The sequence below is a fragment of the Saccharopolyspora montiporae genome (genome assembly GCF_015209505.1).
GTDB lineage: Bacteria > Actinomycetota > Actinomycetes > Mycobacteriales > Pseudonocardiaceae > Saccharopolyspora > Saccharopolyspora montiporae.
This window is the reverse complement of the sequence record NZ_JADEYC010000020.1, coordinates 1-23,076: the sequence shown is the minus strand read 5'-3', so window position 1 is coordinate 23,076 and position 23,076 is coordinate 1. Positions and strand designations below refer to the sequence as shown.

At 68.8% G+C, this 23,076-nt stretch carries 23 protein-coding genes and 1 pseudogene; 12 read left to right on the top strand and 12 right to left on the bottom strand.

Annotated elements, in window-relative coordinates:
- Positions 1–30 precede the first annotated feature (30 nt).
- Both IQ251_RS13155 and IQ251_RS13150 read left to right on the top strand, forming a co-directional pair.
- Positions 31–432, top strand: coding sequence for a DUF5997 family protein (locus IQ251_RS13155; protein ID WP_193928845.1), 402 nt, complete (start codon positions 31–33; stop codon positions 430–432).
- Positions 433–667: 235 nt separating this feature from the next.
- Positions 668–1,531, top strand: a complete 864-nt coding sequence (locus tag IQ251_RS13150; RefSeq protein ID WP_193928844.1) for an SAM-dependent methyltransferase — start codon at positions 668–670, stop codon at positions 1,529–1,531.
- Positions 1,532–1,613: 82 nt separating this feature from the next.
- On the opposite strand, the gene IQ251_RS13145 is transcribed toward IQ251_RS13150, so the two are convergent.
- A complete protein-coding gene (locus tag IQ251_RS13145) occupies positions 1,614–1,826 on the bottom strand; it encodes an HC3 family zinc finger protein (RefSeq protein ID WP_193928843.1) in 213 nt (70 codons plus the stop codon).
- A 164-nt stretch (positions 1,827–1,990) separates the two neighbouring features.
- Here IQ251_RS13145 and IQ251_RS13140 point away from each other — a divergent pair, with 164 nt between their 5' ends.
- Both IQ251_RS13140 and IQ251_RS13135 read left to right on the top strand, forming a co-directional pair.
- Positions 1,991–2,227, top strand: a complete 237-nt coding sequence (locus IQ251_RS13140) for a DUF397 domain-containing protein (RefSeq protein WP_193928842.1) — start codon at positions 1,991–1,993, stop codon at positions 2,225–2,227.
- A 138-nt stretch (positions 2,228–2,365) separates the two neighbouring features.
- A complete protein-coding gene (locus tag IQ251_RS13135; RefSeq protein WP_193928841.1) occupies positions 2,366–3,226 on the top strand; it encodes a helix-turn-helix domain-containing protein in 861 nt (286 codons plus the stop codon).
- 139 nt (positions 3,227–3,365) lie between these two features.
- On the opposite strand, the gene IQ251_RS13130 is transcribed toward IQ251_RS13135, so the two are convergent.
- Complete coding sequence (locus IQ251_RS13130) at positions 3,366–3,875, bottom strand: DinB family protein (RefSeq protein ID WP_193928840.1); 510 nt, start codon at positions 3,873–3,875, stop codon at positions 3,366–3,368.
- A 475-nt stretch (positions 3,876–4,350) separates the two neighbouring features.
- On the opposite strand from IQ251_RS13130, the gene IQ251_RS13125 reads away from it, so the two are divergent.
- From IQ251_RS13125 to IQ251_RS13115, 3 genes are all read left to right on the top strand, one after another.
- Positions 4,351–5,160 (top strand): CHAP domain-containing protein, encoded by an 810-nt coding sequence (locus tag IQ251_RS13125; protein ID WP_228046768.1) that lies wholly within the window; start codon positions 4,351–4,353, stop codon positions 5,158–5,160.
- Positions 5,161–5,321: 161 nt separating this feature from the next.
- Complete coding sequence (locus IQ251_RS13120; protein WP_193928839.1) at positions 5,322–6,206, top strand: alpha/beta fold hydrolase; 885 nt, start codon at positions 5,322–5,324, stop codon at positions 6,204–6,206.
- Between the two features lie 79 nt (positions 6,207–6,285).
- A complete protein-coding gene (locus IQ251_RS13115; RefSeq protein WP_193928838.1) occupies positions 6,286–6,669 on the top strand; it encodes a VOC family protein in 384 nt (127 codons plus the stop codon).
- 6 nt (positions 6,670–6,675) lie between these two features.
- Here the strand turns inward: IQ251_RS13115 and IQ251_RS13110 are convergent, their stop codons facing one another.
- The 9 genes from IQ251_RS13110 to IQ251_RS13070 form a co-directional block, all read right to left on the bottom strand.
- On the bottom strand, positions 6,676–7,353 hold the full coding sequence (locus tag IQ251_RS13110) for an iron-sulfur cluster assembly protein (RefSeq protein WP_370591375.1): 678 nt from the start codon (positions 7,351–7,353) through the stop codon (positions 6,676–6,678).
- Positions 7,354–7,361: 8 nt separating this feature from the next.
- A complete protein-coding gene (locus IQ251_RS13105) occupies positions 7,362–8,414 on the bottom strand; it encodes an amidohydrolase family protein (RefSeq protein WP_193928836.1) in 1,053 nt (350 codons plus the stop codon).
- Between the two features lie 23 nt (positions 8,415–8,437).
- Positions 8,438–9,466, bottom strand: coding sequence for an NAD(P)-dependent alcohol dehydrogenase (locus IQ251_RS13100; protein WP_193928835.1), 1,029 nt, complete (start codon positions 9,464–9,466; stop codon positions 8,438–8,440).
- 137 nt (positions 9,467–9,603) lie between these two features.
- Complete coding sequence (gene groL / locus IQ251_RS13095; protein ID WP_193928834.1) at positions 9,604–11,253, bottom strand: chaperonin GroEL; 1,650 nt, start codon at positions 11,251–11,253, stop codon at positions 9,604–9,606.
- 65 nt (positions 11,254–11,318) lie between these two features.
- The gene (locus tag IQ251_RS13090; RefSeq protein WP_193928833.1) at positions 11,319–11,822 is read right to left on the bottom strand and encodes a hypothetical protein; all 504 of its coding nucleotides are present in this window, start codon (positions 11,820–11,822) and stop codon (positions 11,319–11,321) included.
- Between the two features lie 126 nt (positions 11,823–11,948).
- Complete coding sequence (gene mimD, locus IQ251_RS13085; protein WP_193928832.1) at positions 11,949–12,299, bottom strand: propane 2-monooxygenase effector subunit MimD; 351 nt, start codon at positions 12,297–12,299, stop codon at positions 11,949–11,951.
- Positions 12,296–13,402 (bottom strand): aromatic/alkene monooxygenase hydroxylase subunit beta, encoded by a 1,107-nt coding sequence (locus tag IQ251_RS13080; protein ID WP_193928831.1) that lies wholly within the window; start codon positions 13,400–13,402, stop codon positions 12,296–12,298. Before IQ251_RS13080 ends, mimD begins: the two co-directional genes overlap by 4 nt.
- A gap of 63 nt (positions 13,403–13,465) precedes the next feature.
- Positions 13,466–14,521, bottom strand: coding sequence for an FAD-binding oxidoreductase (locus IQ251_RS13075; RefSeq protein ID WP_193928830.1), 1,056 nt, complete (start codon positions 14,519–14,521; stop codon positions 13,466–13,468).
- A 121-nt stretch (positions 14,522–14,642) separates the two neighbouring features.
- Entirely contained in the window at positions 14,643–16,277 is a 1,635-nt protein-coding gene (locus IQ251_RS13070; protein WP_193928829.1) for a ferritin family protein, read from the bottom strand.
- 131 nt (positions 16,278–16,408) lie between these two features.
- On the opposite strand from IQ251_RS13070, the gene IQ251_RS20285 reads away from it, so the two are divergent.
- On the top strand, positions 16,409–18,286 hold the full coding sequence (locus IQ251_RS20285; RefSeq protein ID WP_502362406.1) for a sigma-54-dependent Fis family transcriptional regulator: 1,878 nt from the start codon (positions 16,409–16,411) through the stop codon (positions 18,284–18,286).
- A 479-nt stretch (positions 18,287–18,765) separates the two neighbouring features.
- Here IQ251_RS20285 and IQ251_RS13060 read toward each other — a convergent pair whose 3' ends face one another.
- Positions 18,766–19,524 carry a phosphatase PAP2 family protein gene (locus tag IQ251_RS13060; protein ID WP_228046766.1) on the bottom strand — a complete coding sequence of 253 codons (759 nt, stop codon included), beginning with the start codon at positions 19,522–19,524 and terminating at the stop codon, positions 18,766–18,768.
- Between the two features lie 201 nt (positions 19,525–19,725).
- Between IQ251_RS13060 and IQ251_RS19775 the strand changes: the two are divergent.
- The 4 genes and pseudogenes from IQ251_RS19775 to katG form a co-directional block, all read left to right on the top strand.
- Positions 19,726–19,986, top strand: a pseudogene (locus IQ251_RS19775) (SDR family NAD(P)-dependent oxidoreductase); the annotation flags it as partial.
- Positions 19,987–20,056: 70 nt separating this feature from the next.
- Positions 20,057–20,182, top strand: coding sequence for a hypothetical protein (locus IQ251_RS20020; RefSeq protein WP_255526600.1), 126 nt, complete (start codon positions 20,057–20,059; stop codon positions 20,180–20,182).
- Positions 20,183–20,301: 119 nt separating this feature from the next.
- Positions 20,302–20,769, top strand: a complete 468-nt coding sequence (locus tag IQ251_RS13050) for a Fur family transcriptional regulator (RefSeq protein ID WP_193928826.1) — start codon at positions 20,302–20,304, stop codon at positions 20,767–20,769.
- Positions 20,762–22,972: a catalase/peroxidase HPI gene (gene katG, locus IQ251_RS13045; RefSeq protein ID WP_193928825.1), complete on the top strand. Its 2,211-nt coding sequence runs from the start codon at positions 20,762–20,764 to the stop codon at positions 22,970–22,972. Before IQ251_RS13050 ends, katG begins: the two co-directional genes overlap by 8 nt.
- Positions 22,973–23,076 lie beyond the last annotated feature (104 nt).

The window sequence follows — 23,076 nt, the reverse complement described above, 5'->3', positions numbered from 1 at the left end:
CAGGACGTTCCCGGTCGGTACCCTGGGGGCATGGCGTCGCGCAAGACCACCCAGACCATGAAGCCGGCCACGGCGGCGAAGAAGCTCAACGTGTACCTGCCGGCCACCCCCGCGGAGTTCCAGCAGGGGGTCGTCACGCGCGACGAGCTCAACGCCCTGCAGGCCGATCCGCCCGAGTGGCTGCAGGAGCTGCGCCGCGACGGGCCGCATCCCCGGCAGATCGTCGCCGCGCGGCTGGGCGTGTCCATCGGCGGGCTCGCCCGCGCCGGTCTCACCGACCCGCTGACCACCGAGCAGATCAAGGAGCTCAAGGACGAGATGCCGGAGTGGCTGCAGCAGGAGCGCGCCACCCAGGCCGAGGTCCGCAAGGAGGCGGCGCGGCTCAAGGCATCCGCCCGGGTCAAGGAGAACGCCGAGCGGGCGAAGTCCTGACGCCCCGGCGGCACTCGCCGCTCCGCGCCTGCGTCGCCACTCCCGCGACGCCGGGACGTGACGTGATCGCAATACCGCCGCGAATGCGGTGAACCGCGGCGCTCCCGAACGTCGGGCCGCAGGTCATCGGCGGATCGCGGCGCCTTCCACCTGCGGTGTTCGGCCGCCTACAGTGGGCACCCGGATCATCACCGGCAGTGCAGCACGAGCGGTGCCCGCAGGAGAGGAGAGCGCGGTGGGCGAATCGAAGTCGGAGGCGTTCCCGCTGGAGGGCGTGGATCTGGACCACCCGAACGTCGCGCGGGTCTACGACTACTACCTCGGCGGCAATGCGAACTACGCGGTGGACCGGGTGTTCGGCGAGAAGGCGCTGGAGCGGTACCCGTTCGTGCGCCCCGCCGCGCTCGCCAACCGGCTCTTCTTGTACCGGGTGGTGCGCTACCTGGTGAAGCGCGGGATCCGGCAGTTCGTCGACATCGGCTCCGGGGTGCCCACGATGGGCAGCACGCACCAGGTCGCCGACGAAGTCGCGCCGGACTCGCACGTGGTCTACATCGACAACGAGGCGGTGGCCGTCGCGCACTCCCGGATCCTGCTGGAGCAGCAGGAGGTCACCGATCGGCACGCGGTGCTGCAGGCGGACCTGCGCGATCCCGACGAGCTGTGGGAGCAGATCGCGGCCAGCGGCGTCATCGACCCGGATCAGCCGGTGGCGCTGCTGCTGATCGCCGTCCTGCACGTCACGCAGCCCGGTGCGGACGGCACCGACTGCGGGCCGGAGGTCGTCGCCCGGTACCGGGAACTGCTCAACTCCGGCTCGTACCTCGTCATCTCGCACGGCACCGATGACGACGTCCCGGAGAGCAGGGTTCGGGAGATGGCCGATTTCGGCCGCATGTACGACTATTCGGCCACGCCGGTGCTGTGGCGCTCGCACGAGGAGATCGACGCGCTGTTCGGCGATCTGCCGCTGGTCGAGCCGGGCACGACCTGGACTCCGCTGTGGCATCCGGAGGAGAGCGACGACAACGCCCCGGTGATCGATTTCGACGAGCCCAACGATTCGGTGGTGTGGGCCGGAGTCGCATACAAGCCCTGACCGCTTCCCGGCGAGAACGCGACAACGCCGCCCCGGCCCGGAAACGGGCGTACGGGGCGGCGTTTCGTTGTTCGGGTGCGGCTCAGCGGGGGAGTGGGGCGGCCGCCATGCGGTGTGCATGCACGTTGCAGTCGCCGCAGGTTTCCCAAAGCCAGGCGACATCGCCCGCTTCGGCGGGGACTCCGCGCCCGCACAGCGTCGTCACGCGCTGGCCCGAGCGGTATCCGCCCTTGGGGCGCTGGTCGCAGCTGGCGTGCCGTTGACCGTCTGCGGGGACCCAGTGGAACGGGTGCATGCGAACACAACCCTCTCGTCGTGGCGTCTGATCACGTAGCGGCGCCGACCCGGCGCTGTCCCGCGAGGCGGCGCCCGGCAAGCGGCGAGATGCGTTCCCGTGTTGTTGAGATTAATCTTAGGGTGCCATGATGATCACTGTCGAGTCGCTGGGACGGAGGACAGATGCAACGGGAGCGCTCGCAATACGGCACCGGTGGGTTCCGGGCGGACGGGTGGCGCACCGCGCGGGCCTGCGGGCCGAACGGTGGCAATTGTGTCGAGGTGAACCTGACCAGTCCGAACGCCGTCGGCGTGCGGGACACGAAGCGCTGGACCGGGGACGTGCGGCTGGCCGTGAGCCCCGGTTCCTGGCAGGCCTTCCTGGGTGCCGCGCGGTCCGGGCGCTTCGACGGGGCCTGACACGGGAATATTCTTCTTCGGCTTAATCGAATAATCTTGTTCACGTTCGGTGAGGTTCCACGTCCGCACACGACCGCGCGCGGTGCACTAGAGTGATCGGGACACCGCAGGTAGTGACAGCGTGAAGCGGAGGGGCCAGTGCCGAGCACGGTGACCTCGCGCCGCAGGCAACTCGGCAACGAACTCCGGCGGGCCCGGATCGCGGCCGCGATGACCCAGCAGGACGTGGCCGAACTGCTGGCCTGCGGCCAGGGCAAGGTCAACAAGATCGAGTCGGGTGCGGTCGCGGTGAAGATGGCCGACCTCAACCGGATGCTCGACGCGTTCGGCGCTGCGCCCTCCGAGGCCGACCTCATGCGGGATCTGGCCCGCGCCAACACCTCCCAGCGCGGGCAGTGGTCGGGCTACCGCTCGGCCGTGCCGCAGTGGTTCCGCACGTTCACCGACCTCGAACCAGCGGCCTCGGAGATCCTGAGCTGGCACGGCGAGCGGATCCCGGGGCCGCTGCAGTCCGAGCACTACATGCTCACGCAGTTCGGCGAGAACCGCTCCTACGACGTCACCTCGCTGCTGCGCAACCGATTGGACCGCAAGCAGGTCTTCGACCTCCCGCGCCCGCCGGCCTACCGCTTCATCCTCGGCGAGGGCGCGTTCCTGCGGATCCCCGGCGGGCAGAAGCCCTCCGTCGTGCTCGACCAGCTGGAGCACCTGCTGGACCTGGAGCGGCGCTATCCGAAGGTCTCGGTGCACGTGCTGCCGTTCACCGCGCGACTCGCGCACATCCCCAACGACTTCACGCTGATGCGCTTCGCCGACGGCACCCGGGACTTCGCCTTCGTCGAACACGTCGCCGGCGGGCTCTACCTCGACGACCAGGACGACTTCGAGCTGTTCGTCGACGCTTGGGACAAGCTGCGCGGTGCGGCGCTGGAACGCTCGGACAGCGTCGACCACCTGCAGAAACTCGCCGACGAGCACCGCGCCGAGATCGACTTCTGAGGCGCCGCGCGGCGCATCCCTACCCGACTCAGCCCAGCAACCGACCGGCCCCGGCTTCGGCGATCGACGGGGCGTCCGGGCCGGGCCGGGGTGTCGGCAGGTTCAGGCCGGCAAACCGCCCGTGGGGGCACCACCGCCGTCACACGCCGGTGGTGCCGTCGATGCGTTCGCGGAGCAGGTCCGCGTGCCCGCAGTGGCGCGCGTACTCGCCGATCATGTGCGTGTAGATCCATCGCAGCGACACCGCGCCCCGGCCGAACGAACCGGTCTGCGCGAGGTCGCACCCGGCGCAGTTCGCCCGGGCCCGGGCGATCTCGTCCTGCAGGGTCGTGCGCGCGGTCCTGGCGGACACGTCCTCGGTCAGCGCGAACCCGCCGTCGTGACGGCCGTCGCCGTCCTTCGGCCGGACGGGCGGGACGTCCTCGCCGAGCAGCACCCGGCGGAACCAGTTCCGCTCCACTTCGGCCATGTGCTGCACGAGGCCGAGCAGCGTGAGCGGGGACGGTGGCGCGGCCGCCGTGCGGACCTGCTCCTCGGTCAGCCCCTCGAACTTCTGCAGCAGCGTCGCGCGGTAGAAGTCCAGCCAGCTCTCCAGATTCGTCCGCTCGTCGGCGGTCAGCGGCGGGGTGCCGCGCTCGATCCCGGTCATGGGTCCGGATCATGCCGGTGCGGGCTGACATCCCGGTCGCGAGTCCGACTCGTCCGGTGCGCTCCGGGGTTGTGCCGGAGCTCACCCGGAGGCCCGGTGGATCTTCGGGGGCCTCCCGGCTGACCTGGGAGTTTTCCAGGACCATCCCGTTCCGGATCGAGGACGCCACACCGGGTGATCGCGACGCGGAAGAGGGTGACCAGGGAGAACGCCGGACGCGCCGGGTGTCGACCGGTGCCGGAACGCCGATCGGCGCCGCCCGGAGCCGATCACCGAAGTGTGGACACGGTATGTGTTGATCACCGGGCCGGTTTCGGTTTTCGACTCTCCTGATCAGGTGATTGGTTGATGCGCCGGTGACGCTCCGCTACGTTCGCAACGTCCGGTTCGGTCACCGGGCCTCAACCCCCGAGAGGCGAGTCCGCACCCCCGGCGGGCTGGTGGCCGAACCTCCCCCGAGATCCGAAAGGTGATCATGCCCGAGTTCCGCACGGAGGGCGAGCGCGCCCTGACCGCCGCGCCCGAGTCCTCTTCCGCGAAACCCGCCCGCAGCCGCACCAAGAGCACTGCGCGCAAGGCCATGACCGTCCTGGCCGCCACCGGCGTCTTCGCCGGCATCGGCCAGCCCCTGGTGGCCGGCGCCGCTGAGGCGCAGACCCCCGCACCCGCCGCCGCGCAGCAGAGCGCCGCCCCGAACGTCGGTGCCGAGCCGGCCGCGCTGGGCCTGCTGTCGACCAGCCTCCTGCAGGACCTGTTCGGCGGGCAGAACGCCCCGGCCCCGGCTCCCGCGCCGGCCCCTGCGCCGGACCCGGCCAAGCAGGCCGCCGAGGAAGACGCCGCCAAGCGTGAGCGGATCCTGGAAGCCGCCCGCGCCGAGATCGGCACCGAGGAGACCGGTGACAACTGCTCGCCGTACTCCTCGCAGTGCGTGGTCTGGTGCTCGCTGTTCGCCATGGAGATGTGGAGCCAGGGCGGCGTTGACGTCAACAACGACGAATACGCCTTCACCGGCAACGTCTACACCCAGGGCCAGGAGAAGGGCACCGCCTACGGCAGCGACGAGCTGTCCAACGCCAAGCCCGGCGACGTCCTGCTGTTCGGCACCGGCCCGGAGAGCGCCAGCTCCAGCTCGCACATCGCCATCGTCGAGGAGGTCAACGGGGACACCGTGACCACCATCGAGGGCAACACCAACGGCGAGGGCAGCTTCGACGGCGACGGTGTCTACCGCAAGCAGCACGAGCTCTCCGCGGACAAGTTCTACGGCGGCGTGAGCCCCTGGTGACCCCGCCTCGGTCCGCCGCTGCACTGCGGCGGGCGGTGACCGCCGGAGCCCAGCGGCTCCGGCGGACCACCACCTCCTTTCGACGCCGCGGGCGGCGGGTGGATCCCGCCGCCCGCACGTCTGTTCCACCCGCCCCCGCGCCGGATCCACCCGGACCGGTCGTGGTGCGGGCCCCCGACGGCACGCTCCTGCACGCGCGCGTCGACGGGGATCCGGACGCCCCGCTGACCGCGGTGTTCTGCCACGGCTACGTGATGGACCGCGAAGCGTGGGGCTTCCAGCGGGACGCGCTCGGCGAGCACCTCCGGCTCGTGTCCTACGACCAGCGCGGCCACGGCCGGTCCGACGCCGGATCGCTGGCGTCGATGACCATCGACCAGCTCGGCGCCGACCTCGCCGCCGTCCTCGAACAGACCTGCCCGGACGGTCCGGTGGTGCTCATCGGGCATTCCATGGGCGGGATGGCGATCATGGCCCTGGCCGAGCAGCGCCCCGAGCTCGTCGGCGAGCGGGTGGCCGGTGCGGCCCTGGTCACCACCTCGGCCGGCCCGGTCAACGCGCGACTGGTCATCCCGCCGGAGATCGCCAACCTGGTGCTGCGCGCGCTCGCGCGGATGGGCGTCACCCGCAGCTGCTGCCACGTGCTGCGCCACGCGGCCCGGCTGCTGTCCCGCACCCGGATCCCGGCGCACCTGCGGCCCGGGGTCGTCGACTTCGTGCTGCAGCTGACCCGCGCGCGTCCGATCGAAGCGCTGCTGGCGCTGATCCCGGAATTTCTCACGCACGACAAGTTCGCCGCGTTGCCCGGGCTCGGCAGCATCCCGGTCCTGGTCGTCGGCGCCGGGCGCGACGACACCATCGCCCCGCACGACAGCACTGCGCTGGCCGGGGCCATCCCCGGGGCCGACCTGGCCATGCTCGACGACGCGGGGCACATGGCGATCGTCGAACACCCGCACCGGATCAACGGGCTGCTGCACGAGTTGCTCGACCGCGTGCGGAACCGGTTGTCCGCCCTCACCCCGCCGGGTCCGCTGCCCGCCTGAGCGCGCCGCACCCCTCGATCGAGGGTGCGCAAGCTCCTACGCTGGGAACAAGCGCACCCGCGGCACCAGGGGGTCGACCATGTCGGTGCAACTCGATCACACGATCATCTCCGCGACGGACAAGGACGCGTCCGCGCGCTTCCTCGCCGATGTGCTGGCGCTACCGGCACCGGAAACCTTCGGACCGTTCACGACGGTCCGAACGGGCAACGACGTCACCCTCGATTTCCAAGACACTTGCGGCGACGTCGTCTCCAGCCACTACGCCTTCCTCGTCAGCGAGACCGAGTTCGACGCGATCTTCGACCGGCTGCAGGACCGCGGTGTCGCCTACTGGGCGGACCCGCATCACGAACAACCCGGCAGCATCAACACCCGGGACGGCGGCCGCGGCCTGTACTTCGAGGATCCGGACGGGCACAACCTGGAGATCCTGACCAGGCCCTACGGCTCCGGCGGCTGATCGGGTTCAGCCCGCGGAACGCCCATATCGGGTGCCCAGCAGACCGCGGCACCAGCCGGCGTTCCCCTCGATGCTGACCCGCGTGGTGCGGGCGAACCGTAGCCGCACCGGCAGTTCCTCGACGTCGACGGCATCGCCTCGCTCGTCGATCAGGAGCAGAGCATCCGGCCCGGAGGGCAGCCCGAGCTGGTCGCGGCGCCGGCGCAGCCGTTCCAACGCCGCACCGGCCGGGACCTCGGCGAGCCGCCGGGCCACCAGTTCCTCGGGTGCGACCCCGTCGCGCAGCAGCTGCTGCGCGAGCTGCTCCTGGTAGGCCAGATGCGCTTTGCGCAGGAACGTCGTGCGCAGTTCCGCGAGTTCGCCGGTAGCAAGACCGGGGAAGGCCGCGTCGAAACCGTCCCCGGCCGCCACTCCTGCGTTGATCTCCTCGGCGGCGAAGTGGTCCAGCAGCCGCACCCGCACCCGCGCCGTCGCGTCCAGCTCGCTCACCGCGTCGTGCGCATCGGCGACCATCAAGAACGCGAAGTTCGGCGCGCAGAAGTACGTGGGCAACCGCAGATCGACGTCGACGTCGGCACCGTCGACGCGCACCTCGGCCACGAACTCCAACTCGGTGACGGGCTGGTCCAGCTCGGGGTCGAGCACGGTGCCCAGCGCGCGCCACACCTCACCTTTCAAGCTCACCGCGGCGGTCATGGCGTCATCGCCCCCTCGTTCCGCTCCGCAGCGATCGGATCGCGAGAAGCGGGCACCTCGGGCTCGCCGGCGCGCATCCCGGCCGGCACCTCGATGTCGTAGAGCGCGGCGGCGTTGAGACCCAGGACCTTGCGCTTGATGTCGGTGGTGAGGGTCCCGTACTCGCCCTGCATGTCTTCCGGGATCTGGAAGTCGACGAACTTCTCCACCAGCCACTTCGGCGTCCAGATCGCGTAGTCGCTGGCGAAGGTGATGCGGGTCTCGTCCAGCCAGTACAGCAACTCCCCGATGATCTGGGCGAAGTAGCGCGGGCGGCTGTGGATGAACGGCATCGCCACCGCGAGCCCGCCGTAGACGTTGGGCTCCTGGGTGGCGATCCAGCAGAAGTCCTCCAGCCGCGGCAGCCCGACGTGCTCGATGATGAAGTTCAGGTCAGGGAAAGCGGTGGCCACGTCGTCGACATCGGCGACGTCGAAGGCGTCCCGGTTCAGCGGGTAGATCGTCGGTCCCTTGTGCACGTGGATGTTGCGGATGCCGAGCTCTTGGCACTTCTCCAGGTAGCGGTACGACCACGGGTCCGAGAGCTTCCAGCCCTTGGACTCGCCCTTCCACTCCGCGGTGTAGAGCTTGATCCCCTTGAGCTGCCAGCGTTCGGCGAGCTGCTCCAGCGCTGCGAGACCGGGTTCGCCGTCGCGGGGATCCCAAGCGCCGTTGACGATGAACTTGTCCGGGTGCTTCTCAGCGAGCGCACCGTCCTGCTCGGTGGTGTTGAAGCCGTTGACGAAGAAGTCCGTGAGGTAGGTGGGCTGCATGATGGCCTTGTCCACGTAACCCACCTCGAACAGGTCGTGCAGGACCTTGTCCTCGGTCTGCTTCTGGAACTGCTCCAACGTCCACAGCTCCGATTCCGGGCTCAGGTTGCGGTGGTAGTCGTAGAAGCAGTTCAGGAAGCCCTCGCCGTACCGGTTGGCCTGGTTCGCGGGGGTCCCGTCCCAGAAGTGGACGTGGCTGTCGACGATGAAGTACTCGGCTCCGTCCTTGGCGTACATGGTGTCCTCCGTGGTGGCGACGGTCAGGGAACGAGAATGGCTCGGCCGCCGGGGATGCGCCCGGCGTCGAGGTCGGCGAGCGCGTCGAGCGCTCCGTCCAGGGGGTAGGTGCGGGTGCGCAGCGAGACCTTGCCCTGCGCGGTGAGCGTCATCAGCTCCTCGAGGTCGTTGTAGGAGCCGACGAGGTTGCCGATCACGTTGATCTCGCGGGAGATGATGTCGATCGTGGGCACGTTGACCGCCCCGCCGTACCCGATCACGAAGTACGAGCCCGCGTTGCGGGTCATCGCGACCCCGTCGGCCTCCGTGCCGTTCTCCCCGACGAAGTCGAGCACCACCTGGGCGCCCTTGCCGCCGGTGATGTCCAGGACGGCGTCGACCTGCCCGCCATCGGCGGTGACTGTGTGCTGTGCCCCGAGCCCGGCGGCGAGTTCGAGGGCCTCCGGTGAACGGTCCACCACGGTGATCTCAGCGGGGGTGAGGGCCACCAGCGACTGCAATCCGATGTGCCCGAGTCCACCGGCGCCGATCATCACCACGTGCGCCCCCGGGTAGAGCAGGGGCAGCGCCTTGCGCACCGCGTGGTAGGCGGTGAGGCCGGCATCGGCGAGCGCGGCCACATCGGCAGGCGCCAACCCGTCGTCCAGCTTGACCACCGCCCGGGCGTTGGTCTGCAGCATCTCGGCCATGCCGCCGTCCGCGTTGATCCCCGGGAAGGTGGAGTTCTCGCAGTGCACGTCATCGCCGCTGCGACACGCCCGGCACAGCCCGCAGGTCACCAGCGGGTGCAGGATGACCTTGTCGCCGGGCCGCACGTTGTTCACCGCGGAGCCGACTTCCCGGACGGTGCCCGCGTTCTCGTGGCCGATGACGTACGGCAGCGCCACGCCGCTCTTCTGCGCCCACTGGCCTTCGATGATGTGCAGATCGGTGCGGCACACGCCCGCCGCGCCGACGTCGACGAGCACGTCCAGCGGCGCCCCGACGGCCGGGTCGGGCACGGACTCGACAGCCGGCTTCTCGCCGTAGGAGTGCAGACGGATCGCTTTCATGATGGCCTCCGAGTGGGCGCTGCGGCGTTCAGGGTGTTGTGGCGCTCGTGGGGCTGCGGTCGCCGCGACACAACCGAAGCCCCACGAGCTTCCGCCGACCGGGGGCCGGCAGCTCCGGGTGGTGGCGGCCGGCCGGCTCAGGCGATGTTGGAAGGGCGCACCATGCCCTCGGCCAGGTCCCCGAAGCCCGGGGCAGTGATCGCCCCCGGGTTCTGCAGGTTCTCCTCGACGAGGAGCGTCTCGGTCGTCAACAGCAGGGAGGCGATCGAGGCAGCGCTTTCCAACGCCGAGCGGGTGACTTTGAGGGGATCGGTGATCCCGAAGGCGAACATGTCGCCGTATTCGCCGGTCAGCGCGTTGAAGCCGGCTCCGCTCGGGGAGGAGGCGACTCGCTCGAGCACCTCGTCGGCGTCGTAACCGGCGTTGATGGCGATCCAGCGCAGCGGTTCGGGCAGGGAGCGCCGGACGATCTCGTAACCGAGAGCGACATCGCCGCCGACGTCGGTCGAATCCAGCGCGGCGCCGGCCTTGACCAGTGCCGTGCCACCGCCGGCGAGGATGCCCTCCTCCGTAGCGGCACGCGTCGCCGAGACCGAATCCTCCACGCGGTGCTGCTTTTCCTGGAGCTCCACCTCGGTGGCCGCACCCACGCGCAGGACGGCCACGCTGCCGGACAACCGTGCGATCCGTTCTTGCAGCGTGTCCTGATCGTGCGGGTTCTCGGCTCGTTCGAGCTCGTTCTTGAGCTGCTCGATGCGCGCCGAGACGAGCGACTCGTCGCCGGATCCACCGACGATCGTCGTGCTGTTGTCCGTGACGGTGATCTTCGCGCACCGGCCCAGGTGCTCCAGCTTCACCGAGTCCAGGGACAGGCCCGCGTCCGCGCTGATCACGCGGCCGCCGCACAAGGCCGCGATGTCGCCGAGCTGTTCGAGCCGCCGATGGCCGAAACCGGGAGATCGAACCGCGACGGAGCGGAACGTGCCGTGCACGTTGTTGTGCACCAGCATTCCCAGGGCTGGACCGCGGACGTCTTCGGCGAGCACGACGAGCGGCTTGCCGGTGCGCGTGACCTGCTCCAGAACGGGCATGAGCGCCTGGACGTGGTCGATGTTCTCGTTGGTCAGCAGGATGTAGGCGTCGTCGAAGACGGTCTGCATCCGGTCCTGGTCGGTGACCATGTACGGCGAGATGTAGCCGTGGTCGAACTCGAAGCCGTCCACGAAATCCACGTCGAGACCGAACGCGGGGGATTCCTCCACGGTGACAACCCCCGTCGTGCCGACGTGCTCCATGGCCACCGCCACGGTTTCGCCGACCTCGGGATCGTTGTTGGCCGAGAGCGTGGCGACGTGCGCCAGGTCCTGCCTGCCCGAGACCGGGAGCGCCTCGGCGCGCAGGTTCGCGATCACCGCGTTGACCGCGCGCTGGATCCCGGACTTGAGCACCATCGGATTGGAACCTTCGTCCACGGCGCGCAGCCCTTCGTGGACGAGGGCCTGGGCCAGAACCGTTGCCGTGGTCGTGCCATCACCGGCTACGCCGTTCGTCTTGTTCGCCACCTCCTTGACCAACTGGGCTCCCATGTCGGCGAAGGGGTCCTTCAACTGGATCTCCCGCGCGATGGTCACGCCGTCGTTGGTGATGCTGGGCGGGCCGGTGAGCTTCTCGATCACCGCGTTGCGCCCCTTGGGCCCCAAGGTGACCTTGACCGCATCGGCGAGCGCGTCCACCCCCGATACGAGCAACTTCCGCGCGTCGACGTTGAAGCGAAGATCCTTTGGCATAACCGCATTCCTTCTCGTGTAGCTGTGATGTCGCGGAAACGTGCGAAGGAACGAGCCCTCTCCGCTCAGGCCGCGCCGAGCGGACTGCGCGGAACACCGGTTCCTTCCTCGACCGATGCGGCGAGCCCGGCCCGGATCAGGACCCGTGCGGTGGGGCCTTCATCTTCCCGTGCGTTCGAGTGGTGCGCAGCTCCGAGTTCGGCCTCTTCGACGAACCAGCCCAGCAGGGACCGGTCGCGCTGAGCCCTGCTCAAGCAGGACCCGTGCTCGGTGGGCGGAGGCAGTCCGCAGAGCTGCGCCCCCTTTCCTCCGGAAGGCGTGGACGCGGCCAGGTGGGGTTTGACCTCCACGCTGATCCCGGACAGTCCCGGGATCCTGCGACGCACGTCCTCCACTTCGGTGAGGATTCGGCCATCGTCGCGGTGCAGCACGACCGCAGATACGCGCAGCAGTACCCGGAGCTCGTCGCGGTCGACGGACAGGGCGGTGATACGGCCCCCGGCCGGGTCGGGGTTCGCGCAACTCTGGAGCCCGACCCCTTCGAGCGCCTGCCAGACTCCTTCGAGCAACGGAGTGTTGATTCGCGGTGGCATCGTTCGTCGCAACTCCAAAGAAGGGGAGGGGAAGGGGTCCTCGGCCCCGGGAGCGGCTGCCGGGGGTTGCTCCGTCCGGCGGCCGCTCCCGGTGCGGGTTCGCTACCGGACGGGTTGCAGATCGAAATCGATGTACTCGGCGGCGTCCTCGGGTTTGGCGAACAAGATCGTTTTGTCATCGAGGTGCACCATGCGCCCGTAGTGGGTGGACATGATCTCCTCGAAGTCGGATTGGTCGAACTCGGTTCCCAGCTCTTCGGTGATCTCGTCGAAGTCGAAAACCAGCGTGCCTCGACCGTCTACCCGGATCATGGAAGGCAGGTGGTCCACTGAGACGTCGTCCTTGCGCGCCATGATCTCGGCGACCGCGTGCCCGTTCTGGTTGTTCATCAGCGTGACGCCGCACAGGTCCGAAGCCGTCTCGTTCCCGGTCGATCTCCTCTTCGCGCTCATCCCGTCAACTCCTTCGGCTCGTCGAGGTCGAATGTGGCCAGAATGCTGCGGAAGCCGTGCACAGCTTTGTCCCAGGAATCCCGGAAGGTGATGACCTTCTCCTGCGGTTGCGACCAGATCGGCTGCAGTTCGTGCGCGGCATCGCGGCACATCGGAGTCCACTTGTCGGCCCACCGCTGGAGCACCTCGCGATTCGCCGGCCCGTGGGCGGTGTCCCCGGTGAGGTGGGTGCAGAGCTCGCGGGTGTACTTCAGGTCGCGCTCATAGTCGTTCTCACCGGTTCCGACGATGGTCGGCGTGACGTAGTCGCCGTTGCGGGCCGCGATCTGCATCACCAGGTGGCTGCGGAACAGCACCCCGATCAGGGATTCGAAGACGATGTTGGTCGCGAACAGCGCCTCGCCCCAGTCTTCGATGGCCGTCAGGTTCTCCACGAGTTCCCTGGTCGGTTGCCAGATGGGCTCCGACTGCCAGACGTCGCGGTGCGCCGTCCCGTCGAAACCGTCGACGGACTCGCTCAGGTCCAGGTTGTACAGGGCGAGATCTTGCGCGAACCGGAGCTTGTGCGCGCTGTTGACGGCGATGGCCGTGTTGATCATGTTCGTAGGTCCGGACCGCTGCGCCGCGACGAACACGTGCATGCCCAACCCGTTCTCGGCGTGCATCCACGCGCCCAGGTGCTGCTCCACGAACCGCGTCCAGCCGCGCGACCACCCCGCGTACGCGTTGGCCGTCTTCGCGTTCGCCAGGTTGTTCTGGACCTGCCGCACGACATTCGAGTTGTTGCGGTAGATCGTCTGTTCCCACTCCTCGTTGGGATCCCGGAACGCGTGCCAGTCGGAGGACTTCAGATTCGTCCAGTCGAGCGGATAACCACCCGGGCCGTCGCGGAAGGCGTATATCCATCCCTGGCTGAGGTAGCGATCGGTGTCCGGCTGCACGTCGACCGTGACGTCCTCGTAGACGGTCGCCCGCTTTTTCTTCGGGGCGAAGTAGTTGAAGCTGCGGCTCTGCGAGCTCGGGAACTCCACCGCGCCGGCCTCGGCATCGGTGAACTCGGGTTGGGGAAAGCTGCGTTGCTTGCTCTTGTCCTGGATCGCCATACGGACCATCCCTTGTGAACGTGGCGGGAGCGTTGAGTCAGTCGGTTCCTGCGCGCCGACTCGTCATCCCGCCTCGGCGGACACGGTGAACTTGTCGTAGAAGATCTGCTCCTGCGGGACCGATCTCGCCTCCAGGACCTGGAGTCCTGCGTCGATCATCGGCGGCGGGCCGCACATGTAGACATCGGATTCGGCCAGCGCCGCCTCGGATTCGTCAGCGACGGAGGTGACCGTTCCGGACCAACCGTCGACACCGAGCGCGTCCCAATCCGCGTCGGCGGTGTCGGACAGGCACGGGACGAACCGGAAGTTCGGGATGTGCCGGTCGAGCGCGCGCATCTCATCCAGCAGGAACAGGTCGGCCTCGGTGCGGGCGCCGTAGTAGAAGACCACCTCCCGGTCGAACCCGCCTTTGGCCGCGATCTGGCGCAGCACCGACAGGATCGGTGCCATGCCAGCGCCACCGCCGATGAACACCAACCTGCGTTCCGAGGAAGCGCGCAGGGTGAAGGTGCCGTACGGTCCGGTGATCTCCAGCGGGTCGCCCGCGGAAAGCTCACCTTCGAGTAAACCGGAGAACTTCCCTCCGGGATAGCGCTTGATGATGAAATCGAGTCCGCTGTCGCGATCGTTCGGGAGGTTCGCCATGGAGAACGATCGGTGCTCCGGACTGCCCGGGATCCCGATGTCCACGTACTGCCCGGGATGGAATCGCAACTGATCGGGCCCGCTGACCAGAACCCGCAACAGGCTGATGTCGTGCGTCAACGCCTCGATCGCCTCGACGCGAGCGGTGACCGTGACGACCGGGAGCCCGGCCCGGAGCATGTCCTCGTCGTAGTTGATGAGCTCGATGTCCAGGTCGCTGTAGGCGTGGGCCCGGCACAGCAGGACATAGCCCTCCTCGCTCTCGTAGTCCGCGAGCGCGAAGGTCGAGTAGCGGTCCATCTGCAGGTCGCCGTCCAGCAGGAACGACTTGCAGGAGGAGCACTGGCCTTCCTTGCAGCCGTGCAGCGGCATGATTCCCTGCCGGAACGCGGCGTCGAGCACGGTCTCGTCCTCGGTCGCCTCGATCTCGATGTCGACCGGCTCGAAGCGGATGCGGTGAGCTTCACCCATGATCTCACTTCCTCGTTGGGCAGCGACGTGCTCGCCCGGTCGTCCGGGTGGCCACCCGCGGGCGGAGCCGCGGCCGGCCACCCGGCATCGCCCGCCGACGGGCGATCGCGCGGGATGTCGCTCAGCCGGACACGTTCGGGTTGGCCCGGTACGCGGCCACGTGCTGTTCGCGCTCCTCGTCGGACATCTCGTTGAGCGTCACGTTCGGGCTCGCGAAGCGGATGCCCCGGATGTCGTCCAGCGTCCAGAGCTTCTTCGGGTCGTCCAGGTCCAAGTGCGGCTGCGGGATCAGCGTCCTGCCGTCGTCGCGCACGTATTGCAGGTCCTGCAGCACGTCGGCGAGATCCCAGTCGTGATACAGGGTTTCCCATTCGCGAACACCGGTGAGCCGTCCCATGTTCGGGGTCGCACGACCCTCGTAGGTCGGCCGGAAGGCCACCGCATCCGTCCAGTGGCAGGTCTCGGAGCAGTAGGTCTTCCACTGCCCGTCGACCTTGTCCACGACCAGGTCCTCGCGGATCAGGCACGGCACCATGCACGACCAGCAGCGGTGCGGGTACTCGTAGCCCACGTCCTCGAAGGCGATCGGCTTGTTGCGGCCCGGGTAGCGCAGCCGGTTGTACTCCTCCCACCAGCGGCCGAACTGGGCGTACCAGCCGGGGTACTTCTCCTCGAACCACTCGAAGTCCTGATCGGTCATCGGGTCGATGCGCCAGAAGTTGACCGGCCAGCCGGTGGCGAAGAATTGCGCCACGCGGTGCACGTAGAACTTGTTGACGATCCGGTTCCAGGACTCTTCGACGAGATCGTGCGGGATCTCCAGTCCGTACTTCTCCAGCGGCAGCAGATAGCTGCGGTAGTAGTCGTCGTAGATCCAGCGCCGCCACATCTCCGCGTAGCTGTCGCGGTCCTTGCGGCGGTCCTTGGTCCCGTACTCGATGAACGTACCGATCGCGGCATCGACCACGCAGTGGTTGTTCCACCACGCGTGCCGCAGATCGCGTTCCAGCAGCTGGCGGTTGTCCTCGTCGGCCAGCGCCATCAGCAGGATCGAGTAGCCGTTGCTGATGTGGCGGGACTCGTCGGACTGCACCGAGTGGAACACGGTCGGCAGCAGGTAGTCCCCGTTGGCCGCGGCTTCGCCGGGCATCGCCACGAACAGCGTGTTGGTGAAGGCGGTCTCGGCCACGACCGTCAGGTAGATGTTGGCCGCCGTCACGGCGTCCCCGGTGATGAAGCTTTCGCCGAATTGCCGGCCGATCGTCCCGGAGTAGCTGTTGGCCCACGCCTGCTCGGTCATGTCGAACCCGGCCGGGTCGATGTAGTGGTTCATGTACAGGCGCTTGAGGTTCATCTGGATCGTCGAGTGCCGGACCTCGTCGATCATCTGCACGGCCAGGCCGTTGTGGATCTGCGGGTTCGGTACCGCGTCGATGGCCATGGGCATCGCTCGTGCTGCCGAGATCTCCGGGAACGGGATGATCGACAGGAACAGCTTCTGCCACTCCATCCAGCGCTCCTGCACCTGGCGGAACATGTTCCCGCGGATAGCGCCGTCCATGGCCCCGTAGACGCGATCGTCCTTCTCCTCCTCCATGGGGAAGTAGGAGCGCATGATCTGCTTCAACGGGTCCTTCTTCGGCGACTTCTCGAACTTGTAGTCCGTGCCGAACCGCTGCGCCGGGGTCTTGAAGGACGGTTCCCAGGACAGTTCCGTGATCTTCTGGTGCGCTTTGCTCAAGCTTTGTCGGCTCACGCCCTGCCTCCTACGTGCGTGCGGCGAATCCGGGTAGGTCGTCGCGGCGCCCGGTATGGCACGAATTACACATGCGGCCAACGCATGGCGACATCTCAATATGAGACAATGCGCGACCTCGGTCGCGTACTATGATCGGAGTCACACCGGTCGGCGTGCGGTGCCCGGTGCACCGCGCGGCCATCTCCGTGGCCACCCGTAGGAGTCTCGCGATGAGCACCCGTTCTGACCGCTCGTCTCCGCCGGGGCATGACACTCCCACCACACCAGGTCATGCCCACCGCGAGGCGCGAGAACGCTTCCTCAGCAACGAATCCGTCCAGACCCGGCAACTCGTCTTCTCCTCGTGGCAGCGATCCGCTGAATGGCAAGTGAGCTGCGACAGCCTGGAAGTGCCGTACCGCGATGACGTCGACGCGGACGGTTCGCTGGTCAGCGCGGCCGGGCCACTCATGAGCGGTTTGGAGGACCAGATCGCCGACCAGCCGGTGGCCGTCGTGCTGACCGACCCGCGGGGATGCATCCTCGACCGTCGCGTCGGCAAAGCGGACCTGCGCCACCACCTCGACAGCGTCTACCTCGCCCCCGGATTCACGTATGCGGAGCAGTTCGTCGGCACCAACGGAATCGGTACCGCGCTCGAAGCCCGGCAACCGGCGCACATCCACGAGCAAGAGCACTTCACCGGGCCGCTGATCGAACTCACCTGCGCAGGCGTCCCGGTGCTGGATCCGTTGACCGGGTCGGTAGCAGGCGTCGTCGACATCACCTGCTTCGCCAAGGACGCGAACCCGTTGCTGTTGAGCATGGCCACCGGTGCGGCCCAGAACATCCAGACCGCCCTGCTGCACCAGCACCGCGGCCACGACATCCACCTGCTGCAGGAATACCTGCGCATCACCCGTCGCTGCCAAGACGCCGTGCTGGCGGTCAGCGACGACGTGCTCATGGTCAACGACCAGGCCAGGGCCGACCTCAGCACGCAAGACCAGAACCTGCTCGTCGAGCGCCTCCGCGAACGCAGCGCGCGCCGTTCGGACAGCCCGTTCGAGATCGAACTGCTCGACGGGCAGCGATGTCGCGTGCACGCCAAGAACCTCGATGACCAGAACTTCGCCACCGTGGCACGCCTCCAGCGCAACGCGCAGTCCGCCCTCGCCTCCGGTGCCGTTTCGCGGCCATCCCCGCCTCCGCCGGGGATCGGGGGATCGAGCACCGCGCTCCAGAAGTGCGCTCGCGCGCTCCACGAGCACTACCGCAACAACGCCTGGGCGCTCCTCGGTGGCGAAGCCGGGACCGGCAAGAGCGCCCTGGCTCGGGCGATCCACCGCTCCAACAACCCGTCCCAGCAGGTGCACGCGCTCGACATGCGCACGGTGAACACCGCCGATTGGAAGGCGGCCGAGGACACCGCGACCCAGGACTCGGGAAGCCTGCTCGTCGTCCACCTCGATGACGCCGGTCCCTCCGATCGCGAACGCCTGCGGCACATCCTCACGGAAGCCGCCACCGAGGACCGCCGCATCTGGGTGGCCGCGACGAGGTCGCATCCCACGACCCACGGCTTCGACGACATCGCGAACTTCTTCACGCAGACCATCGAGGTACCGCCGCTGCGCCACCGCATCGACGACCTCGACGAGATCGCGGCGCTGCTGCTGCGGCGCGCGACGAAACGGGCGGGTGCGAACTTCACCACGGACGCGCTGCACGTGCTCAAACGCCGTTCGTGGCCGGGAAACGTCGCAGAGCTCGCCGACGTCATCGGATCCGTCGCCCGCAAGACCAACGACCAGCTCATCACTGCCGAACATCTCCCCGCGCAGTGCTTCAGCCAAAACCGGCGCGTGCTCACCCCGCTTGAATCCATGGAGCGCGACGCCGTCGTGGCGAGCCTGACCGAACACGGCGGGAACCGGAGCAGAGCCGCGCGCGCCATCGGGATTTCGCGAGCGACGATCTATCGCAAGATCAACGATTACGGCATCGCCATACCGCCCCAGCCATGAGGGCGGCATCTCGGCGAGCTGTGCGGACGTGTCAACGCTGACGGTGCTGCGCGCTCCTGCGGGGGTCGACGGGCCAGGCGCGTCGGAGGGTCGTGGCGAAGGATGACCGCGGCGGGAACGAGGCAAGCGGCCGCTCCCAGGTAGGCGGCCGACCGGGGCATGGCGACGACGGCGGGTGGGTGCCGGGACGCCTGCTCCTGGCCGTCACGGTGGTGGTCACGACCGGCGCCGCGCCGGCTGGGATGCGCGGGGCGACGCGGTTGCGCAGCGCCGGCGCCCGGTCGGCGTAGAGCAGGAGGGCCGCCAGGGCGACCACGCTGAGGGCGATGACGGGCGCCGAGACCAGATCGACGGCGGTGAAGCCGTTCGCGGTCCGCCGAGCGCTGCGTGGACCCCGGAGGGCGGCGGTCAACCCGTCGCGGTACCTGCGCGTCACCGCGCCGATGGCTCAGCCACGAGGCACGGGAACGCGGAGTCGTTCAGCCCGCCGGGCCAGGTTGTTCGCGCCGGGCCCGGCGACCGCTCTCGACCAGCTTCCAGAGGCTCAGCAGCAGCACGGTCCATCCCACGCCGAGCAGCAGACCGGCCCACACATCGGAAGGGGAGTGCACCCCGAGCACCACGCGGGAGAGCATCGACGTGCCGACCAGCGCGACCGCGGCGACCGCGATGGCCGCCCTGGCCCACCCCGAGCGCAGGATCGCCGACGCCAGCAGCGCGATCATCAGGTAGACCGCGACGGCGTGCGCGGTGTGCCCGGACGGGAAGCCGAACCCGTCCTCCACGGACACGTGTTCCAGGACGGGCGGACGCGGCCGGGCGATGATTCGCTTGAGCAGTTCGACGGCCAGCCCGATCCCGGCCGAGGCGAGCACCAGCAGCAGGAACGGCGACCACGAGCGGGCGGCGCGGGCGAGCAGCGCGCCCACGAGCACGGCCAGCGGAACGACGACCAGCCCGTCGCCGACCCACGTCAGCACCGCCCACACGTCGACGAGCGGCTCGGACCGGCGCAGCGCGACCGCGTTCAGCACGCCGTGGTCCAACCGCACCACCCGGCCCGGTCGGGAGACCTGGCCGGCCAGCGCGGCGAACCCGACCGCGCACAGCGCACTGATCACCAGGCCCAGCGCAGCTGGCGGCCACACCCGCACCGGTGCCGATGAGTGGTCGCCCGGCTCGACGGCCGCGGGCCGGGCATCCGGTGCTTCGGCGGACTCATCGCTGGTCGAGCTCAACGGTCTCCCTCCGCGCCTCGGGGACCGTCAGCCTACCGACACGCCGCACGCGCAGCTTCCTGACCTGGTGTTCGTCCCGCACCGCGGGCGCGGCGCGGTCGGCGGCGGCGGGAGCCCCGCGTTTGCCGAACGCCGGCGCGGGTGAGGACGTCGGGCAGCAGGCCGTGGACCGGATGGGCGGGCTGGACGTGCTGGTCAGCCATGCGGGTGCGCAGGCGCCGCGCACCGACCTGGCCGAGATCACCACCGAGCGGTTCGACCGCACCTCCGACGTGTACGCCGTCTTCTGGCTGTGCCGTGCTGCGGCACCTCCCGGATGGTTCGGCGATCATCAACACCGGTTCGGTCAACGGGCTGCGCGGCAACGGCGGGCTGATGGACTACTCGGCCAGCAAGGGCGCCGTGCACACCTTCACCCAGTCGCTGACCTCCCGCGCAATCCGCGTCAACTGCGTCGCGCCCGGTCCGGTGTGGACACCGCTGATCCCCTCCATGTTCAGCACAGAGAAGGTGGAAGGATGGGCAGACCCCGATGCAGCGCATGGGGCATCCCGACGAGATCGCTCCGTCCTACGTGTTCTTCGCGTCCGAGCGCCTGTCGAGCTACTACACCGGCGAAGTCCTCGCCCCGGTCGGCGGCGAGACCCACCCGGGCTGACCCGCCGGCCTCGGTTTCCCGGGCGGATCAGGGGGCCGCAGCCGGTTCGCGTCCGCGGTTCGCCACTGCGCGCCCGGATAGACTTGATTAGTTCCAGATTATCCGGCAAGCTGTGGCGCATGCCGACGACTGCGGACTTCGAGCGCATGCTCCGCGAGACCGCGCTGCGCGTGACCCGCCCCCGGGTAGCAGTGCTGTCCGCGGTGCACGAGCATCCGCACGCCGACACGGATTCGGTCATCAACGCCGTGCGCGGAGAACTGCCCAAGGTCTCGCACCAGGCCGTCTACGACGTGTTGCGCGCGCTGACCGCGGTGGGCCTGCTGCGCCGCATCCAGCCGACGGGTTCGGTGGCGCGCTACGAGGCCCGCGTCGGGGACAACCACCACCACGTGGTGTGCCGCTCGTGCGGCGTGATCTCCGACGTCGACTGCGTCGTGGGCGCCGCGCCCTGCTTGACCGAATCCGACGCCCGCGGTTTCGCCATCGACGAGGCCGAGGTCGTCTTCTGGGGGCTGTGCCCGGCATGCACGCCCGGATCCGTTCCTGAACACGCCCATGATCCCGAAAGGATTTCCGGTGACTGACAGCCCTGACACCACGACCGGCGGTTGCCCGGTTGCGCACGGCGGCGGCCTGCCGCACCCGACCCAGGGGGACAGCAACAGCGTCTGGTGGCCGAACCGGCTCAACCTGAAGATCCTGTCCAAGAACTCGCCCGCGGTCGACCCGATGGACGAGGACTTCGACTACGCCGCCGAGTTCAAGAGCCTGGACCTCGCCGAGGTCAAGCAGGACATCCAGGAGGTGCTGACCACCTCCAAGGACTGGTGGCCCGCGGACTTCGGGCACTACGGCCCGCTGATGATCCGGATGGCCTGGCACAGCGCGGGCACCTACCGGGTCAGCGACGGCCGCGGCGGTGCCGGTGCCGGCCAGCAGCGGTTCGCCCCGCTGAACAGCTGGCCGGACAACGTCAGCCTGGACAAGGCGCGCCGGCTGCTGTGGCCCGTCAAGCAGAAGTACGGCCGCAAGCTGTCCTGGGCCGACCTGATGATCCTGACCGGCAACGTGGCGCTGGAGTCGATGGGTCTGCAGACCTTCGGCTACGCCGGCGGTCGCGAGGACGTCTGGGAGGCCGAGACCGACGTCTACTGGGGCTCCGAGACCACCTGGCTCGGCAGCGACCAGCGCATCTCCGGCGGTGAGCAGCGCGAGCTGGAGCAGCCGCTGGGTGCGACGCACATGGGTCTCATCTACGTCAACCCGGAGGGCCCGGAGGGCAAGCCGGACCCGGTCGCCGCCGCGCGGGACATCCGCGAGACGTTCGGCCGGATGGCGATGAACGACGAGGAGACCGTCGCGCTGATCGCCGGCGGCCACACGTTCGGCAAAACGCACGGCGCCGCCCCGGACTCCAACCTCGGCCCGGACACCGAGGCGGCTCCGCTGGAGGCGCAGGGCCTGGGCTGGAGCAGCAGCTACGGCACCGGCAAGGGCGCCGACGCGATCACCAGCGGTCTGGAGGTCACCTGGACCTCCACGCCGACCCAGTGGAGCAACGGCTTCTTCGAGAACCTGTTCGGCTACGAGTGGGAGCTGTTCGAGGGCCCCGGCGGCGGCTGGCAGTGGAAGCCGAAGGACGGCGCGGGCGAGGGCACCGTCCCGCACGCGCACGACTCCACCAAGAAGATCGCGCCGAACATGCTCACCACGGACCTCTCGCTGAAGGTCGACCCGATCTACGAGCCGATCGCGCGCGGGTTCTGGGAGAACCCGGAGCAGTTCGCGGACGCGTTCGCGCGGGCGTGGTTCAAGCTGACCCACCGCGACATGGGCCCGATCGACCGCTACCTCGGGGCCGAGGTCCCGTCCGAGGAGCTGATCTGGCAGGACCCGGTCCCCAAGCCGGATCACGCGCTGATCGGTGACGCCGAGATCGCCGAGCTCAAGGGCAAGATCGCCGAGTCGGGGCTGACCGTGCGCCAGCTGGTCTCCACCGCGTGGGCGGCCGCATCGTCCTACCGGGACAGCGACAAGCGCGGCGGTGCCAACGGCGGCCGCATCCGGCTGGAGCCGCAGCGCAGCTGGGAGGTCAACGAGCCCGAGCAGCTCGCGGCTGTCATCGGCACGCTGGAAGGCATCCAGCAGGCGTTCAACGCCGCGGGCGGCAAGCAGGTCTCGTTCGCCGACCTGGTCGTGCTCGGTGGTGTCGTCGGTGTCGAGCAGGCCGCCAAGGCCGGCGGTTCCGACATCACGGTCCCGTTCACCCCGGGCCGCGGGGACGCGACCGCGGAGCAGACCGACGCGGAGTCGTTCTCGCACCTGGAGCCGGCCGCCGACGGGTTCCGCAACTACCTCGGCAAGGGCGTCGCGCTGCCCGGTGAGCACCTGCTCATCGACAAGGCGAACCTGCTGTCGCTGAGCGTGCCGCAGATGGCCGTCCTGCTCGGCGGTCTGCGCGTGCTGGGCACCAACTACCAGGACTCGCCGCACGGCGTGCTCACCGACCAGCCGGGTGCGCTCAGCAACGACTTCTACGTCAACCTGCTCGACATGGACACGACGTGGAAGCCGACCGACGAGACCTCGACGACCTTCGAGGCGCACGACTCGACCGGCCGCGTCAAGTGGACCGGGACGCGCGCCGACCTGGTCTTCGGCTCGAACTCCGAACTCCGCGCCGTCGCCGAGGTCTACGGCTCCGCCGACGCCCGGGAGAAGTTCGTGCGCGACTTCGTCGCCGCTTGGGACAAGGTCATGAACCTCGATCGGTTCGACCTGGCGTGATCCCGGCGTGCGGTCCACCCGCGGGTGGACCGCACGCCGGGATCACGCCAGGTCGAACCGATCGAGGTTCATGACCTTGTCCCAAGCGGCGACGAAGTCGCGCA